Annotated in this window: 16 protein-coding genes and 1 riboswitch; of the genes, 6 read left to right on the plus strand and 10 right to left on the minus strand. The window is 43.9% G+C overall.

Translation table 11 applies throughout. The features are described 5' to 3' along the window. Nucleotides 1-117 precede the first annotated feature (117 nt). A complete protein-coding gene (locus E2491_RS06670; RefSeq protein WP_134374197.1) occupies nucleotides 118-744 on the plus strand; it encodes a protein kinase family protein in 627 nt (208 codons plus the stop codon). Between the two features lie 18 nt (nucleotides 745-762). Here E2491_RS06670 and E2491_RS06675 read toward each other — a convergent pair whose 3' ends face one another. Both E2491_RS06675 and E2491_RS06680 read right to left on the minus strand, forming a co-directional pair. Continuing rightward, a complete protein-coding gene (locus E2491_RS06675) occupies nucleotides 763-1,494 on the minus strand; it encodes a sulfite exporter TauE/SafE family protein (RefSeq protein WP_134374199.1) in 732 nt (243 codons plus the stop codon). A gap of 109 nt (nucleotides 1,495-1,603) precedes the next feature. Next, a complete protein-coding gene (locus E2491_RS06680) occupies nucleotides 1,604-1,969 on the minus strand; it encodes a hypothetical protein (protein WP_134374201.1) in 366 nt (121 codons plus the stop codon). A 188-nt stretch (nucleotides 1,970-2,157) separates the two neighbouring features. Here E2491_RS06680 and E2491_RS06685 point away from each other — a divergent pair, with 188 nt between their 5' ends. Beyond that, nucleotides 2,158-4,389: an EAL domain-containing protein gene (locus E2491_RS06685; protein WP_166805811.1), complete on the plus strand. Its 2,232-nt coding sequence runs from the start codon at nucleotides 2,158-2,160 to the stop codon at nucleotides 4,387-4,389. 39 nt (nucleotides 4,390-4,428) lie between these two features. Here the strand turns inward: E2491_RS06685 and E2491_RS06690 are convergent, their stop codons facing one another. The 6 genes from E2491_RS06690 to E2491_RS06715 form a co-directional block, all read right to left on the minus strand. Next, nucleotides 4,429-5,001 (minus strand): NADPH-dependent FMN reductase, encoded by a 573-nt coding sequence (locus tag E2491_RS06690; RefSeq protein ID WP_134374205.1) that lies wholly within the window; start codon nucleotides 4,999-5,001, stop codon nucleotides 4,429-4,431. Beyond that, a complete protein-coding gene (sfnG, locus tag E2491_RS06695) occupies nucleotides 4,998-6,086 on the minus strand; it encodes a dimethylsulfone monooxygenase SfnG (protein ID WP_134374207.1) in 1,089 nt (362 codons plus the stop codon). The genes E2491_RS06690 and sfnG overlap by 4 nt, the downstream gene beginning before the upstream one ends. 225 nt (nucleotides 6,087-6,311) lie before the next feature. Next, a riboswitch (SAM riboswitch) is annotated at nucleotides 6,312-6,413 on the minus strand. A gap of 99 nt (nucleotides 6,414-6,512) precedes the next feature. Beyond that, nucleotides 6,513-6,725 carry a hypothetical protein gene (locus E2491_RS06700; RefSeq protein WP_134374209.1) on the minus strand — a complete coding sequence of 71 codons (213 nt, stop codon included), beginning with the start codon at nucleotides 6,723-6,725 and terminating at the stop codon, nucleotides 6,513-6,515. Between the two features lie 106 nt (nucleotides 6,726-6,831). Continuing rightward, nucleotides 6,832-7,581 (minus strand): bacteriorhodopsin, encoded by a 750-nt coding sequence (locus tag E2491_RS06705; RefSeq protein ID WP_134374211.1) that lies wholly within the window; start codon nucleotides 7,579-7,581, stop codon nucleotides 6,832-6,834. A 243-nt stretch (nucleotides 7,582-7,824) separates the two neighbouring features. Next, a complete protein-coding gene (locus E2491_RS06710; protein ID WP_134374213.1) occupies nucleotides 7,825-9,483 on the minus strand; it encodes a glycoside hydrolase family 13 protein in 1,659 nt (552 codons plus the stop codon). A gap of 47 nt (nucleotides 9,484-9,530) precedes the next feature. Further along, complete coding sequence (locus E2491_RS06715) at nucleotides 9,531-10,400, minus strand: hypothetical protein (protein ID WP_134374215.1); 870 nt, start codon at nucleotides 10,398-10,400, stop codon at nucleotides 9,531-9,533. Between the two features lie 71 nt (nucleotides 10,401-10,471). Here E2491_RS06715 and E2491_RS06720 point away from each other — a divergent pair, with 71 nt between their 5' ends. Continuing rightward, nucleotides 10,472-10,918, plus strand: a complete 447-nt coding sequence (locus E2491_RS06720; RefSeq protein ID WP_134374217.1) for an NUDIX domain-containing protein — start codon at nucleotides 10,472-10,474, stop codon at nucleotides 10,916-10,918. A gap of 360 nt (nucleotides 10,919-11,278) precedes the next feature. Further along, nucleotides 11,279-12,610, plus strand: coding sequence for an FAD-dependent oxidoreductase (locus tag E2491_RS06725; RefSeq protein WP_134374219.1), 1,332 nt, complete (start codon nucleotides 11,279-11,281; stop codon nucleotides 12,608-12,610). Between the two features lie 358 nt (nucleotides 12,611-12,968). On the opposite strand, the gene E2491_RS06730 is transcribed toward E2491_RS06725, so the two are convergent. After that, complete coding sequence (locus E2491_RS06730) at nucleotides 12,969-14,528, minus strand: esterase/lipase family protein (protein WP_134374221.1); 1,560 nt, start codon at nucleotides 14,526-14,528, stop codon at nucleotides 12,969-12,971. 547 nt (nucleotides 14,529-15,075) lie between these two features. On the opposite strand from E2491_RS06730, the gene E2491_RS06735 reads away from it, so the two are divergent. Further along, nucleotides 15,076-15,675: a class I SAM-dependent methyltransferase gene (locus E2491_RS06735; protein WP_134374223.1), complete on the plus strand. Its 600-nt coding sequence runs from the start codon at nucleotides 15,076-15,078 to the stop codon at nucleotides 15,673-15,675. A 20-nt stretch (nucleotides 15,676-15,695) separates the two neighbouring features. Here E2491_RS06735 and E2491_RS06740 read toward each other — a convergent pair whose 3' ends face one another. Next, nucleotides 15,696-16,274, minus strand: coding sequence for a helix-turn-helix domain-containing protein (locus E2491_RS06740; RefSeq protein WP_134374225.1), 579 nt, complete (start codon nucleotides 16,272-16,274; stop codon nucleotides 15,696-15,698). Nucleotides 16,275-16,372: 98 nt separating this feature from the next. Here E2491_RS06740 and E2491_RS06745 point away from each other — a divergent pair, with 98 nt between their 5' ends. Continuing rightward, nucleotides 16,373-17,338: a DMT family transporter gene (locus E2491_RS06745; RefSeq protein WP_134374227.1), complete on the plus strand. Its 966-nt coding sequence runs from the start codon at nucleotides 16,373-16,375 to the stop codon at nucleotides 17,336-17,338. Nucleotide 17,339 lies beyond the last annotated feature (1 nt).

A 17,339-nucleotide genomic window follows, 5' to 3' on the forward strand; every position in this document is an offset into this window, starting at 1 on the left:
AGCTCTTTCATGATTTTTACTCATTATACCAAATACATAGCTTTATTGATTTTTGGGATAGTAGTGTATGATGATAGGTAACGATTTGAACCGAATCGCCTAAGAGGAGTGCTTGAAATGGAATCCTACCGTCATTATGCGGAAAGCATTGTCTTTGCGCATCAATATAAAAAAACAATTGTCACAGACCATCATCCCGACCTGGAATGCATCGGGATTGGCAGAAGTGCTGCGGCATTTCGAATCAAAGGGAAAGATCTGGTCGTAAAGGTATTTTTCCCGGAGTTTGAATCCATCGCGCAGGAGGAAGCAGAGATTTATTCGCTGCTGAGTGACAGCCACTTTTATCCTTCGATCTATGATAGCGGACCAAATTATCTCGTTATTGATTACGTTGAAGGAAAGACGTTTTTCACCTGTCTCACTGACGGCACTTTTATTAAGAAGCGTTATGTTGAAGAGGTAGATGAAGCACTTGAAGTAGCGAGAAATGCCGGTCTGACACCTTCAGACGTTCACCTGCGGAATATGATTGTTTTACCTGATGATCACGTGAAATTAATCGACCTGGCAAGGTTTCGTCAGCTAAAAGAGGATGACTCCCAGTGGGATGACTTAAAGGGTGGATGGCCGCTCTATTCAAGACCCTGGTTTCCTAAAAAGATACCCGCTTTCCTGCTTAACCGGATCGCGTTTATCTATAAAAAATCACCAAGGCTGTTCAAATGGATTTTCCATAGGTAATGTTTCACGTGGAACGCTTCAGAGCTGGTCAAATATAAGTTGTAAAATCAAAAGGAAAGTCACTGATTTAAGAATTGGTGAGATGATAGCGGGCTTTATTTTTCTCGCTACCCTGACACCTAATTGTGCACCCAACCACGAACCGGCCATGAGTGAAATAGTCAGAGACCAGATAATCGATCCTGCGGCAATGTATGTAATCGCTGCTCCAAAGCAACTTGAAAAAGTCGCCAACCTGACAAGCCCCACAGCGTTAATATATGAAAGGTTCAGACTGCTGAATAAATAGAGCATCAGTGTCCCTTGACCCGGACCGAATAAACCGTCATATAGGCCAATTCCATACACACCGGTAACAGACTTAAAACTTGGAATAAGCTTGCGGTCACCTTTAAAGATCGTTTTTCTGAGGAAAGAAGAAATAAATACACAAACTAGTAAAATGATGGCCAGCACAGATAACTGCTCAGAAGTTATGACAGCAGCAATGGCTCCTCCCGCAACTCCCCCAAACAAACTGACCGGGATGATCCATACAGATTTTCTGAAGTCCAATTCCTTTTTTCTCAACAAGTATAAAAAAGAGAAATAAGAGCTGATCGTGTTTGAAACTTTATTGGCACCGATTGCAGAATGAATCGGAACACCTAACAATAGCATGACAGGCAGACTGATCAAGCCTCCTCCACCAGCAAGTGTACCTAGGGTTGTGGCAACAATTCCGGTAATAAAAACCAGAAAAAAATCCATAACAATACCCCCTTTACTCAAGTGTATAGGGGGTATTGTTATAAGTAAATTCGATTAAAATAATATATATCAATAATCAATACTTATGTCTATAATCTTTGCTCTTTTATCACAATAATATCCTCATAAAATTATCCCATTCAGCAGGAAACTGATTGTAGCCTTTTTTCTCAATCGTGCAGTTATCGAGTTGAATCGTAATATGCCAATGGGTATTATCTGTTGAATGATGACTGGCGCCCAAATAAGCATCCTCCCACTCAAACAGGTGAAGGTGCTTCAGTTTTTCGATGATGATATCCTTTGTCTGAGGAGCTATGATCGCCGCCGGAAACCTGACAGACCGGTAAGCATGCTCGCTCATCCTTGAAATTTTAAGCTCATCAAAATCAATAATTGTTCTGTATGATGCTCCCTTCATTTCAGAAACTCTTACATCAACCTGCCTGATCTGTTCATAATGCGGATCCTTCATTTCCCCACCTCCACTCTTACATTTTACCCCTAAGCGTATCCAAAGAAAATATACCTTTCATATATATCTTTAAGGGTATAAAATAACTATATATATTGATCTGAAAGACATATTGCAAAAAGACAGATTTGAATGATTGGCGTATGATGAAACCAACACATGATGAACAGGTGTCAGGAGGAACAATCATGCATAACATGAAATCGGACCCTTACTACTTATTTCACTTTTTCTCCAAGCTGTATAAAATGGTATTTCTGATGGAAGTGGACGAACTGGGGTACCGATATGTGGAAGTAACGGAAGAAGCACAAAAGCTTTCTTCTCTTCCGGATGATTGGAAAAACAAATACATTCAGGACATGTATGAGCCTTGGGTTACTAACCCTCTGATCAGTCAGTACGATTTGGCAGCTTCAACAGGAGAACCTGTCTTCTTTTCAGATAAAATGAACAAACCCTCTAACGTATCAGAGTTCGCTGCATCAGTTCTTTTACCACTTGAAGATCAACATAAGCAGGTCCGGTATATTTTGTGCCTGACGAATGATCTGACTGATGAGACCGCTTCAAAGCTGCTATCCGCCATTGAAAATATAGACTCTTTGACAGGACTCCCTAACCTCATTAAAGTCAAATCAACACTGGCTGAGATGCAGGAACGCGATCCTGCTCTTCAGGTCGCCATCCTTTATTTAAATATAGACAGATTCAAATTTATCAATGAGTTGCTTGGAATTGAAGAAACCAACATGCTTTTTAAAAAGCTTGCCAGAGCAGTTTCATCTATCTTACCTATGGGCTCAATAATGGGGCGGATTGATGGAGATGAATTCATTATCAGCCTTGTTGGTGAATCGGCCAATAAGGCAATGGAGGTTGCCACAGGTGTATTAGATGAAATTTCAACCTTTTCATATTTGGTGAACGGTATTCCAATCTCTGTAACCGGATGTATCGGGGTCAGTCACCATGCTGACGAATTACAGGCGCTGATTGCAAGTGCATGTACAGCCATGGTCGATGCGAAACGAAAAGGCAGAAATAATATCTCCGTCTATACACCAAATGGACAGCTCCAGAACCATGTGGATGAGGTCATGATTGAAACTGAATTAGCCAGAGCTCTCCAAAATAATGAACTGAACGTCTTCTATCAGCCCAAGCTGAATCCGGTAAGTGGCAAGATCAATTTCGAGGCACTGGTGCGTTGGTACAGCCCTAAGCTTGGCGTGGTTCCACCATTGAAATTTGTACAACTGGCTGAAAAAAGCTCTCTGATACTTGAACTGACCAAAGCCGTTACGAAAAAAGTGTGTCAGGATTTCGAGATGTATCCTGAGATTTTCAGCAATACAAGAACCGCCATTAATTTATCTGCCGTGATTTTCGAGCCTGAAATGATTGACGAAGCGGTACTCGATATCCTGAAACAGTATTCGATTTCACCGGAAGTAATTGAAATTGAAATCACCGAAAGCATGCTGATGACTGATCCTGCCGGTGGAATGGAGACCATTCACTATTTACAGGAAAGCGGTTTTACCGTTGTGATTGATGATTTTGGTGTAAGCTATTCCTCGTTGAACTACTTAAAAATGTTTGCACTGGATGGCATTAAGATTGACCGGTCCTTTATTAAACAGATCACGGAAACCGAAGGAAAAAAGGATATTGATATCGTTCATTTCATTATTCAGCTTGCTAAAAAACTGAATATGAAAGTGACAGCTGAAGGGGTGGAGACGAAGCAGCAGTTTGATTTACTGACCGGTCTCGGCTGTAATGAAATACAGGGTTATTTTTTAAGTAAGCCTGTACCGGCTGAACAGCTTGAAGATATGCTGAATACGGTTCATAAATCAATTAGCCTGAAGCGTACTCCAGATGAGTGGGTTGCCTCTCTTCAGGCAGCCGTAACCATCGATACTGCCGAAAAAGAGCGTCTTCATGCTCTTTACGATCTGAATATTTTAGATACACCATCTGAGGAAACTTTTGAACGGATCACCCGGACAGTCAGGGATGCTTTTCACGTACCCATCACCTTTATTTCTTTTATTGATGATGAGCGGCAATGGTTCAAATCATGCATTGGATTACCCGAGCCTGTCATGGCAGCGAGAGAAGTTCCCAGGGACCAGACAATCTGCGATAAAGTCATTAGAAGCGGTGAACCGTTAATTATTGATGATATGTTCTACAGTGAAGATCCTTCTATTCAGATACTTGCGAAAGAAGCCGGCTTACATTTTTACGCCGGGATCCCGATTAAACAGGACGGACAAGTCATCGGGACCTTCTGTATCGCTGACTTTCATCCGAGAAGGCTGAGCGATGAGCAAATCGCCCGTCTTCATGACTACACCGCCTGGATCGATACAGAATTAAAACTCAGAATTAAAACAGTAGCGAATTAAAAACAGCAGCCCATATACATGTGTGGGCTGCTGTTTTTTCTATGCTTGCCTTGGAATCACCGGCTGTTCGAGTGCCGTCTGATGATCTTTCAGGCTTTGACTAATCGTTACTACTGAATGAGCCAGCTTGCGGAGTCTGTGATGAATATCCTCATCCGTCAACACGCCGCTCGTAAAATGATCATTGTGGGCGTAAACACCACCCGGAACAATATGCGCTCTAAAATAGCTCGCCAGCGGATTCAACTGATGCTCAATCGCAAGATAATGATGATAAGTTCCTCCTGTTGCAACAAATCCGATGACCTTTCCTTTCAACGCATCATTTGGAATGAGGTCAAATACATTTTTCAGCGCACCTGTGAGTGAACCTCGATAAATAGGTGTGCCAATAATGAATGAATCCGCCTCAATAAATTGCCTGATGAGCCAGGCAGTTTCCCCTTCGTATTTAGATGGGTCACGTCCGTCGCAAAACTGAACCGTTAACTCCGAAAGATTAACGAGTTCAACTTCAACGTCTTCTTTTTCCTTTGCATACTCCGCTGCTTCACGAATGATCGTATACGTTTTAGATCCTGACAAACTGCCTGACAAAGCAAGAATCTTCATACAAACACCCCGCTATCAAAGAGTGCTTTCTCCTTCTGTTTCACGAGCGGAATGACTTCCCGTCCAAAGCGCTCCAGGTCTTCTTCATAATGAAAATGACCTGTTAAAATGAGATCCACGCCTATTTTTTTCAATTCAATGATACGGTCTGCCACCTGTTCAGCAGTTCCAATCAGACCTGTTTTGAAGCCGTCATTGTATTGTACGAGATCCTCAAAAGTAGAATTTGCCCACATACCATCCTTTTCCTTCGTCGCCTGTCCCGCTTCCTTTACTGCGCTACGAAAGCCTTCAACAGCTTCAGTATCTGCATTGGATACAATATCACGAAGCAATTGCACTGCCTCCTTCTCAGTATTTCTCACGATCGTAAAACCATTGACAGCAAATTTGACAGTCCTGCCTTCTTTTTCAGCAAGTGCTCTTACTTCTACGATTTGTTTTTGAAAACCTTCAAGTGTATTCCCATTCATAAAATAATAATCTGATACCCGTGCAGCCATCTGCTTGGCAGCTGCCGAATTTCCTCCCTGAAAAATAGGCAGGTTTCCACCCTGTTCAGGCTTTGGTTTAAGCGGTGCATCATTAATACGGTAAAAGTCGCCTTTAAAGGTTGTCGTTTCCTCTGTCCACAACGAACGTAGTACGCGGGCAAATTCCTCTGAACGACGATATCGCTCATCATGATCCAGCCAGTGCTCCCCATATCCGATAAATTCCTGTTTAAACCACCCACTCACAATATTCACAGCAGCACGGCCATTACTAATGTGATCCAGCGTGGCTAGCATTTTAGCATAGACAGCAGGATGCCATAGACCCGGGTGAACTGCAGAAATCAGCTTTAATTTCTTCGTGACTGATGCAAGCGCAGAACCAAGCGTAATGGCCTCCAGTTGATATTCAGCACCATAGCTTGCGAAAAAACGGGTCTGCAATAGAGCATAATCATATCCCGATTCTTCTGCAATTTGTGCATAACGTTTGTTGGCTTCAAAGCTCCAATCCGTTCTTTGAGGCAGTTTTGATACGACTAATCCCCCACTGACATTGGGTACCCAATAGGCAAATTGTAGTGTTGTCATTTAAATCGTCTCCTTTACTTATGTTGTAAATAGACGAACATCCTATGTGAGTGATAATCTAAAATAGATGACCAGGGATGTCCGTTCCGAATGCAAGCGGACTCTTTCATCAAGAGGAGAGGTGTGGCAGCACCTCTTTTTGTTTTGTCAAAAATCCATCAGTAAAAATAAAAACCCCCTCTATCTGCAGATGATAGAAGGGGCGGCACAGTAAAGATCCTCACCTTCTCATCTTCGGAATATCTTCCTCTGAATTTGGCACCGTGCAGGAGGCTGCTGGTTGCCGAGGCTTCGCAGGGTCAGTCCCTCCACCTCTCTTGATAAGAAGTCTTGCTATAAAATTATAATCCCTATCATAAAGGTAGGATTTAGCGAAGTCAACTATTTTTTGAAAATTGAATTATTATCGGATCGTTCATCAACGCTTTAAGGAATCATTTCTCCGAAAATCACTATGAAGCCTAAAGCCAGTACAGCATACACCCCTGTTCCAACGTAGCCTGTGATCACTGTATATAAAATAAAGGCCTCACGTGTGATCCTCTCACTTCGGTATGCTGTTCTGTAAAGCCGAAACAAGTTGAACATTGTTACGAACACAATCATCGCTGCTCCAAGACTGACCACTACAGCTTCCATTCCCTTTACCCCCATTCAACTATTCACTTTGTTTTTGTACTGCTCATGATCAGGAAAAGTTTCACAAATTAAAAAAGAGCACCCACCAGGATGCTCCTCCATACATTTATGAAAGCTGAGATTTCTTCACAGCAGACATGGTTTTCACGGCAAAGAATGCCACAAGACCAAATCCAACTTTATTGATCAAATCTGCAAAGTTATAGATCAATTCACGCACCAGTTGAATCTCCACTCCTGATGCAAACAGTGTGACAGCATAGCCGATTGGATAAATCGCCCAACCAATCAGGATGAACAGACGCATCTGCAGCAGCGCTTTTCGAATAGGCGCCGGCTTGTCCATCGCAGCCTTCGTCACATTTGTGAACAGCAGATAAATGATATACAGCCAGGCAATACACCCGATGACATAGCTCCACAGTCCGAGCTGTGTAAAGCCGCCGGCGATATTGATAGAGGATTCACCGATATAACCAGCAATAATCATAATGATGTCAGCAATAATTAATGATGCAAGGAGTGTGCGGCTTGCCTTCCCCTTAAGCCCGAGCAAAAGCGGAAATTTCACTAGGAGTAAAGGTGTTGTTACAAGCCAGTCAATATAGCGGATCTCTGTTGGAAAACCATCAATTTCTGATAACAAACCTGACGTGCCGACTGCATCCTTCATAAAGTAATAATGTATAGCGGCAACAAAAGTAACGAGTGCTGCCACCGTTGCAGTTGACCGGTATTCAGGTGCCAAACTATTCCGCTCCACAAGAAAATATAACGTCCCAGCTGCCATTCCAACGAATCCAACCCAGAACATGTACTGTGTCGCCAAAACCAATAGATTGACTTCGCCTTCCATCTTCCTTGCTCCTCCTTCAATATATAGGTGTTATTACACTTTTATTTTACACCTGACAAAAGTTTTATAAATGATCAGAATACGCTGTCTTAAACGTTTGAATGTGCTGACACAGGACATATTTGTCTAACTTATGTCAGCACAATAAACAGTCCGTTTCGTCGTATGAAACGGACTGTTTATTGTGACTATTGACTTATTAAAATTAATCATCAAATGTTTTGACTACTCATTTGATAAAGGTTAGGTCACCTGATTTTCTTTTATTTCATAGACCCTGGCTTCATGAGGCTGCAGGCGGATCTTCTCCGGCATGTGGCCCCGTTCATCTATGGTTACCTGATAGTTACCGATCACTAGACGCGCAGATTCCTTCGCATAATGATCCGGAATATCAACGTCCAGTACATCGTCAGAATGGTTCAGGATTACAAGCCAGGTGATTCCTTCGTAGCTTCGCGTATAAAGATATAAAGGATCTTTCCCTCTTGACCAGTCTGTATAATCACCGTATGTCATCACAGGATGTTCTTTTCTGAGTTCAATCAGATTCTGATACGTATAAAAAACAGAGCTCGGATCCTCAAGTGCTTTTTCAACATTAATGTCTTTATAATTTGGATTCACTTTAATCCACGGCTGACCCGATGTAAAACCGGCGTTTTCAGTTTCATTCCACTGCATCGGTGTGCGTGAGTTATCACGGCTCAGTAGCAAAAGACTCTCAAATACTTCTTCCGGATCCCGTCCTTTTTCAACCTCTTCCTTATATTTGTTTTTCATCGCAATATCATTGTAGTCCTCAATTGAATCAAAACGAACACCCGTCATCCCGATTTCTTCTCCCTGATAAATGTAGGGCATTCCCGGCAGCGTATGCAGCATAATGCCAAGCAGCTTCGCCGACTCCACGCGATATTGACCATCGTTTCCATAACGCGTGACCTGTCTTGTATGGTCATGATTATTCAAAAACTGTGAATTCCAGCCTTTTTCAAAGGTTCCCTTATACCAGCTTTCCTGAATCTCTTTATAACGCTTCAAATCCATCACAGGCATTTCATCCGCCACCTGGAAATGAAACAGCGTATTCAGCTCATTGCGATCTTCATGAACATATAAAAGCCCCGTCTCAGGCGTCACAAACGGGATCTCTCCAACTGTCATCACATCATAATGAGACAGCACTTCGCGGTTCATTTCCTGAAGATATTCGTGAATACCCGGGTTATCCGCCAGATAACTGATGTGCGAAGGGTCCTCAGCATCCGGGAAGCCGTCCTGCTTCGCAAGCAGGTTAATGACATCCATTCGGAAACCGTCGATACCAAGATCCAGCCATGAACGCATCATCCGGAAAATCTCTTTACGCAGCTCATCGTTTTTCCAGTTCAGATCCGGCTGCTCTTTTGCAAAGGAATGAAAATAGTAATCCTCTGTTGTATCATTATAAGTCCATGAAGAAGGTTCAAAATAGGAGCGCCAGTTATTGGGCGGGCCGTCCTCCTTACCCTCTCGCCAGATGTACCAGTCGCGCTTCGGATTGTCTTTTGACGATTTCGATTCAAGAAACCACGGATGCTGATCGGACGTATGATTCACCACGAGATCCATGATCACCTTCATTCCCCGGTCATGAATCGCTGAAAGCAGTTCCTTAAACGTCTCCAGATCTCCCGCTTTTTCCATCACTGACTCATAATCTGAAATATCGTAGCCATTGTCACGATCCGGTGATTCATAAAACGGATTGAGCCAGATCACATCCACGCCAAGCTTTTGTATGTAATCAAGTTTCTCAAGCACACCTTGCAAATCACCAATCCCATCCCCATTGCTGTCATAAAAACTGCGCCAGTAAACCTGATACACAACCGATTCCTTCCACCATATTTTCTTCATCTGCCAGTCCCTCCCGAAAAGTAGTTGTACGGCTATTATAAACGCTTTCATTCCTCTTGTGCGCTCATCCTGATCATTTCACCCAACTGCCTGATCACATCACGGCCACCGTAGCTTCCATGATTCAGTCCATTCCGGTCAGTCCCCCCGCCAAGAGCCAAAAACTGCTCTAACGGTTTAAAATGGAGCCCAATAACCTGTGCCTGAAACGTTTTACTATACCCCGTTTCATAGCGTGCACTCGGATAGCCGTCCAATGTCAACGGATCAGTCAGCTCGGTGTCCGGATAGAATTGACGGAACCTTGCACAATGCTCTTTTCCCAAAATCAGAATCGTGCCTGGTGAAAGAAAACACAGTGTATCTGTTAACAGAGAACGGATCAAAGGCGTATTGATCACACTTTCCCTATCTTTAATCTGCCCCATCTGTATTAACGTCGGAATGGGAAAGAAATCAATATGTACAGCCGGCAGCAGAATATCCGATTGATAAAAGCTGTAGCCCAGACCATTTATAAATCCCTCAAGCTTTGCCCCATCTCTTTTCCCAAACCAGCCACTATATACTTTATTCCGTTCAAAATAAGTCTGATAATGATCAACCGTTTCTATTAGCAATGCTTCATCTTTATGATAATGATACAGGCTGATCCCTTCTTCCCTGACAAAAAAACGGGATTTTTCCCTCGGAAGAAGCCGTCCATCGGAAGATAAAAACTCTTTGGACGAAGGATTTGTACCAATTGTAACGAGTGATCCCGGAGATCTCCTGCCAAACCAGACAACCGGAATAGAGCGGTCCAGTATCTGGTCAGCCAACACGGTATGATGTAGCGACTGCTGCAGATCAACGGCTTTTTGAATGATCCTGACCGCTTTTTTAAGCATTTCAGGCGATAATCCAGTTTCGTTCACTCATCTTCCCCTCGCTTCCTCCCTCATTATGCTATACAATCAGAAAGATGCCAAAAAAAGGAGTGATTACCATGCCAATTCGTAATTCTGCAAAAGCGATTATTAAAAAGAACGACAAGATTCTTCTTACTCAACACAAAGATCAGGAAGGTTTCTTCTATATATTCCCCGGGGGAGGTCAGGATCACGGAGAGTCACTTCATGAAGCCGTAAAACGTGAATGTCTCGAGGAAACAGGATATATCGTGGAGCCGCATGATATCATTCATATCCGCGAATACATAGGAAGAAACCATGAATATGCTGATTTTGATTCCGGGGTTCATCAAATTGAATACTACATGGCCTGTACAATCATACAGGAGGCTGCATCTCCTACAAATCCCGACACTAATCAGGTTGCGATTGAGTGGATCCCTTTGGGAAGACTTCACGAACTGCGCGTATATCCGGGGGCGATTGTGGATTATCTTCAACACGAATCTAAAAACCGCATTTATTTAGGTGACGTGAATTAGTATCGTGACGGGAAAAGTTGTCAAACGATCAAATTTAATATCAAAAATATAACCGTGACGGGACATACTTTCTGCAGACGTGCAATGAGCCAGCTTAGTGACCCGGCACTAATTGTATGAGATCACTTGGACACTTCACTTTAATATGATCAGACCTATTTGAAATCGTAAGTTTCTAAAACCAATCTAACCCCCCTTCTAAGCTCTTAAAACCCTGTCAAATCAACGTTTTAGCTAATGTGTTCTTAGTTTGTGAAATATTGAGCAAAAGTATTGCAATTCTGTTTGTACCGGCGTATACTGTACTTAACATCAATATTGTGAAAAACTTCACAATATAAAACACAGGAGGAAACAAACATGAAAATTGCAGTAATCGGAAGCACTCACGCCGGTACAGCGGCAGTAACGAATATGGCCCAAATGTATCCAGATGCAGAAATCACGGTTTATGAGCGAAATGACAACGTATCATTCCTATCCTGCGGTTTAGCCTTATATGTAGGCGGAGTGGTGGAAGATCCGAAGGGTTTGTTCTACTCTTCTCCTGAGAAACTGCAGTCATTAGGCGTCAATGTGAAAATGCAGCACGACGTCAAAGAAATTGATACTGAAAACAAGCGGATTGAAGCGGTCAATCTCGTCACAGGTGAAGCCGTGTCAGACAGCTATGATAAGCTGGTCATGTCAACAGGCTCATGGCCGGTGATCCCGCCAATCGAAGGCATCCGCTTAGACAATGTCCTGCTTGCTAAAAACTATAACCAGGCCAACACAATTATCGAAAAATCAAAAGACGCAAAACACGTAACCATCGTAGGCGCCGGATATATCGGTGTCGAGCTCGTTGAAGCATTTGAACAGGCAGGCAAAAAAGTAACATTAATTGACGGTGTTGACCGTATTTTGAATAAATATTTAGATGAGGAATTCACAGATCAGGTGGAAAAAGCCTTTACTGATCGCGGCGTGGAGCTTCGTTTAGGCGAAACGGTCACACGTTTTGAGGGTAACGGGTCTGTTGAAGCAGTCGTGACAAGCGGTGGACGCATTGAAACCGACCTGGTCATCATGTGTGTCGGATTCCGGCCAAACACAGATCTGTTAAAAGGAAAAGTGGAGATGCTTGAAAACGGTGCGATCACAGTGGATGAATATATGCGGACAAGCAACCCGGATATTTTAGCTGCCGGCGACTGCTGTGCTGTGAAATACAATCCGACAGGAAAGCCTGCTTATATTCCACTCGCAACAAACGCAGTGCGAATGGGGACATTAGTGGCACGTAACCTTGTAAAGCCAGTCATGAAGAACGTTGGTACACAAGGAACATCAGGACTGCACATTTATGACCTGAATATGGCCTCTACCGGATTAACTGAAACGGCTGCTGAAGCTGCAGGCATTCATGTGAAAAGCATCACAATCAATGAAAAACACCGTCCGGACTTTATGCCAACAGCAGAAAATGTCATGCTGAAGGTCAGCTATGATCCGGAAACACGCAAAATTGCCGGTGCTCAGGTGTTATCTAAAGCTGATGTGACGCAGTCTATTAACACATTAAGCGTATGTATCCAAACGGGCATGACGATCGATGAGCTCGGATTTGTCGACTTCTTCTTCCAGCCACACTTTAACCAGCCTTGGAATTTCCTGAATAAAGCAGGATTGGCTGCGGTGGCTCAGTAAGAATTGTGCATCGAGTGAAAGCCGCTCTCTTAGGGGAGCGGCTTTTTGGTGCTGGTGGGCGGTGCGGCGGTCGACAGTACCAAATTATTTGCAAGATGCTAAACCATGGATGAGTGCCAGGCAGGTAAATGGTCACCATTTTACGAACCGGCATCAAAATCCCGCGAAACCCCTCACACATCCTGTGAACGTCCGGCATAATTCTTCGAACCATCCTCGATATTCTGAGAAACTCGCTCAAAATCCTGCGAAACTCACCAAAAGCCGCCTCCAGAAACCACAAAAAAACCGCCCCCTTCCCCAAAGGAGCAGCTTTTCAGGAAATTCTCTATATATGAACATTCAAACCCAATGAAAATTAATAAGCGTTACCCTTGTCATCCACAAATACTGACTTGATCACTGTACGCTGGAATGTTTCTCCCGCTGGCGTTGTTCCTTCAACTTCAACGGTCATATTGTAGCTTCCTTCTTCAGATGGAAGCTGGATTGCGTTTCCATTTTGTTTAAAGGCACGCATTTTCTGACCGAGCTTTTTGTTTTCTTTACCGTTACCAGGTACAAATCCGATATCAGTAAATGCTTTCACGCTGGCTTTCCCTTTTGATTTTGCCGCCAGACCGTTTTTGGTTTTCAGGTTCCAGTTCTTTTTATCAGCTTCCGGTTCTAGAACGAGCTGATCATTTAGCGTAGAGTCAAAAGTGACCATCAGCGCGTAAGCAGTTGGCGCATCTGAAACCGTTGCTGCTTTCCACTCTCCCGCTTCTGGCTGATCAATCGTGATTGTGTGATGATATGCGCCTTTAAAGAACATCGTGTCATCTTCAACGGACGCGACATTGAATGTTTCAGGAACTGTTTTTCCAGGACGAGTGAGTTCTACTGTGTCGTGCTGCGTTGCGCTCAGCCAGTTGATCACAAGTTTTTCTGCTTCGCTTTCTACATAAAACGATTCAGAAGCAAATCCATCCTGTTCTCCACCGCGCACAAGCACATCCATCGACGGCTCAGCCTCTTCCGCTGTTGCAGCCACTTCGTTAAATGCAGAGAAAGTTGAAGCAGCCCGCTGTTGTGTTAAGTAAGGCTGAAAAATAGAGAATACGTTGCTTCCTTTATTCACTTCTCCATGATTCCAGTTGCCCACGCGAAGGCTTGTTGCATATGGAAGCTTTGAGCTTGCAACAGAAACAACGCCGTCACTTGGACCATCAATAAAGCCGCTGCCAAACCAGTAGCTGCTGAAAATAGGACCCGTGCGATTCCCGGCAATGCTTAGATAACGATTTTGGCTTACTTCAAAACGGTTGTCTGTAATCGAGCGGAAGTAACTCATGTTTCCAGTCTGAAGACTCTGCGTTCCTGCACTGTTTTGGCCAATCAGATCCGCAAGCCAGCCAAATGATGAACTGTTGGCCAGATCCGCAAGCTCACTGCCATAGTGAGGTGAGCCGAGTGTGATGACATTGGAAACGAGTGGGTATTTACCCTGGTGAATCAGCGCCACCTGAGTATCGACGCCACCTTTACTGTAAGCTACGATTACAAGCTTTTTTCCGCCGTAATGGTTTGAAATCTGCTGCAGCTGACCCGCAAGCATTGCTCCATTATCCCAGTAACTGCGCGGAGAGCCGCCAGAATCATACAGTTCGACGAAAGCTGTCTGATAACCAGCCTGGAATGCACGGTTGTACATATCGTTATCTGTATACCAGACCGTGGAATCGTTTGTCAGTCCCTGCACAAATACAACCACGGGTTTATTTGGGTCAACATACGCCGGAGTAGCCCCCATGAGAATCGTTCCGGGTACGAGGTTCGCATCGCCAGGGGATTTAAATCCACCTGCAAATGCAGCCGAAGGCATTGCCATTGACAAGAGCAGCATAAAAGCAAGAAACATGGAAAGCGGTTTTCTCATTTCTTTCTCTCCCTTTATACGGTTTGGACCGAAAATCCCGACCCTTGCATTTCCAGCCGCATACAGTGTTCGACAAATGTAAGCGTTTTCCTTTGTAAATGATATAAATAATTATTTATTTTTTATGAAGGGTGTGTAAATAGGGTGTGATTCTAAAAACCGTGCCGTGTCATTCGTACGCTTTCCTTTGTCCAGCTCTGACGGGCAGGGACTAGCAAACTTCCCGTTCTCTCGTTCGATAAGAGCTCACTCCGTTCACTGTGTTTCCTTTATCTTCGTCGAGGCCAGTCCAGTTTGTACGTCCCTAAACGCCCGTCTCCGCTTTTCTATGGCCGCGCGGTGAGCCAGCTAGCGCTTTGCGCTACGCTGTCTCACCTGTCGCTTCTCTGCCGCAGGAGTCTCCGGAATGACACGGCACTTTAAGTTTTTTATAAAAAAATACAAAAACCACAGGATAGCTTCAACACTGTATTTCAATCCACTATCCTTTATATTCTTGCCTTCTTCCTCCTCTTCTACTACGCTGAATGAAAAAGGAGTGGTGGGGATGAATGCGTGGGATCGCCGATTTAGTGCGGAAAAATATATTTATGGGACGGAGCCGAATGAGTTTCTGGTGTATGCACAGAAGAAGTGTCAACTGCGATCGATGAAGGTGTTGACGGTGGCTGAGGGTGAGGGCAGGAATGCTGTGTTTTTGGCGCGTAAGGGAAATGAAGTGGAGGCGTGGGATTATTCTGCTGAAGGTCTTTCTAAGGTTCAGCGTTTAGCAGAACAGAACCGGGTGGAGGTCAAAACCGGGCTGGTTGATTTAACTCAGGCTGAGTGGAAACCTGAATCAGCGGATGCGGTGATTAATATATTCGGTCATATTGATCCCGTGGGGAGAACTGACATGCTGGAGGGTATTAAAAGTTCAGTGAATCCTGGAGGATACTTTATTTCAGAGGTGTATTCGAAGCATCAGCTGGCGTATAAAACAGGTGGCCCTCCTGATATTGACTATTTATATTCAGCCGCGGAGATGCTTGAGGAATTCAGCGACTGGAAGTTGATCCACTTTTTCACCGGGGAAGTGGAACGCTATGAAGGTAAGCTGCACAACGGATTGTCTCATGTTGTTCAGGTGATCGCACAGAAAAAATGAGGGGAGCCGTTTCGAGCTCCCTAGCTCTGATAAATCATCACAAAATGAAGGATCGATTCTTCACTGCTTAAATTTGTGTAACCATGCGCCTGATCTGCATGAAAACGGATTGATTCATATGGACCAAGCGCGAACTCTTCCTCTTTCACCTGAACCGTAACTTGTCCTTTCATAACGGTTACATATTCCATGACACCAGACTGATGAGCTTCAGCGAGATAAACGCCATGTGGCTTTAAGGTCGCTCTGTGAGATTCAATCCAGCCGTGCACAGCTGTGGTAAACATCGGCTCAAGCGACATCGATTGATTTTCACTGAGCACGGAATTCCCCTTACTTTTCTTTAACACTTGAATATACTGTTTTTCCATGAGAAGTGCGGAAATCGGAATGGCTAAGGCATTAGCAATTTTCCATATGACTGCAAGAGACGGATTTGCTTCTCCTCGTTCAATTTTGCCGAGAGTAAGTTTACTGATACCTGCTGACTCAGCTAATTCATCCATCGTCCACTGCCTCTCTTTTCTGATATCCCTAAGTGTAGTGCCTACGAATTTGGAAAAATCGTGGGGGTCTTTGCCATTAAACGCTGTATTCATGTTCTCTCCCCTTTATATAAAGATTGTAAATACGACAACTAAAAGTATATTATAATATACATTAGTAAATATTATAATATATTTAGGGGCGTGGATATATGAGAGGGCTCTCACTGGGCATCATTTCTTCTATGTTTTTTGCCGTAACATTTATTTTAAACCGTTCCATGGAAACAGCCGGTGGTAGCTGGCTATGGAGTTCCTCTCTACGTTTCTTATTCATGGTTCCTTTTTTAATCTTAATTGTGGCATTTAGGAAAAACCTGAAGGCTGTTTTCTTGGAAATAAAAAAAGCCCCTGTGCCGTGGCTGGCATGGAGCTTTACCGGATTTGTGCTGTTTTATGCGCCACTCACCTATGCTGCCGCCTATGGACCGGGATGGCTGGTGGCAGGAACCTGGCAATTTACAATCATTGCAGGACTTCTGCTGGCACCTTTCTTTTATGAAATGAAGCAGGGTCCCTCAGGGCTGATAAAAAAACGTCACAACATTCAATTTCGGGCACTGGCTGTTTCATCGGTGATCCTGATTGGTGTGATAAGTATCCAGGTCCAAAACGCGTCAGGTATCACCACGTCACAGGTTGTAGCAGGGATTCTTCCCGTGATTTTGGCAGCCTTTTGCTATCCTCTCGGTAACCGTAAGATGATGGAGCTATGCGGGGATCGGCTTGATACGTTTCAGCGGATTCTCGGCATGACACTCTGCAGCTTGCCAGCATGGTTAGTAATCAGCATGTGGGCCTATATTGAAGTCGGTGTCCCGCAGTCCAGTCAGGTTCTGCAATCCCTCATTGTCGCCATCTGTTCAGGGATCATTGCCACTGCACTCTTTTTTATCGCAACGAGCCGCGTCAGACATGATCAGGGGAAGCTGGCTGGTGTTGAAGCTACGCAGTCTACTCAGGTTTTGTTTGTACTGGCAGGAGAAGTTGCCTTTTTCGCAACTCCACTTCCCAATGGTATTGCAGCTGCAGGTATGTGTCTGATTGTCATTGGCATCATCCTCCATACCTTCAATATGAGAAACGGCATACCGCGCCGAGGCTACCTAAAAGTGTAGC

This window comes from Jeotgalibacillus sp. R-1-5s-1 (assembly GCF_004405105.1).
Classification (GTDB): Bacteria; Bacillota; Bacilli; order Bacillales; family Jeotgalibacillaceae; genus Jeotgalibacillus.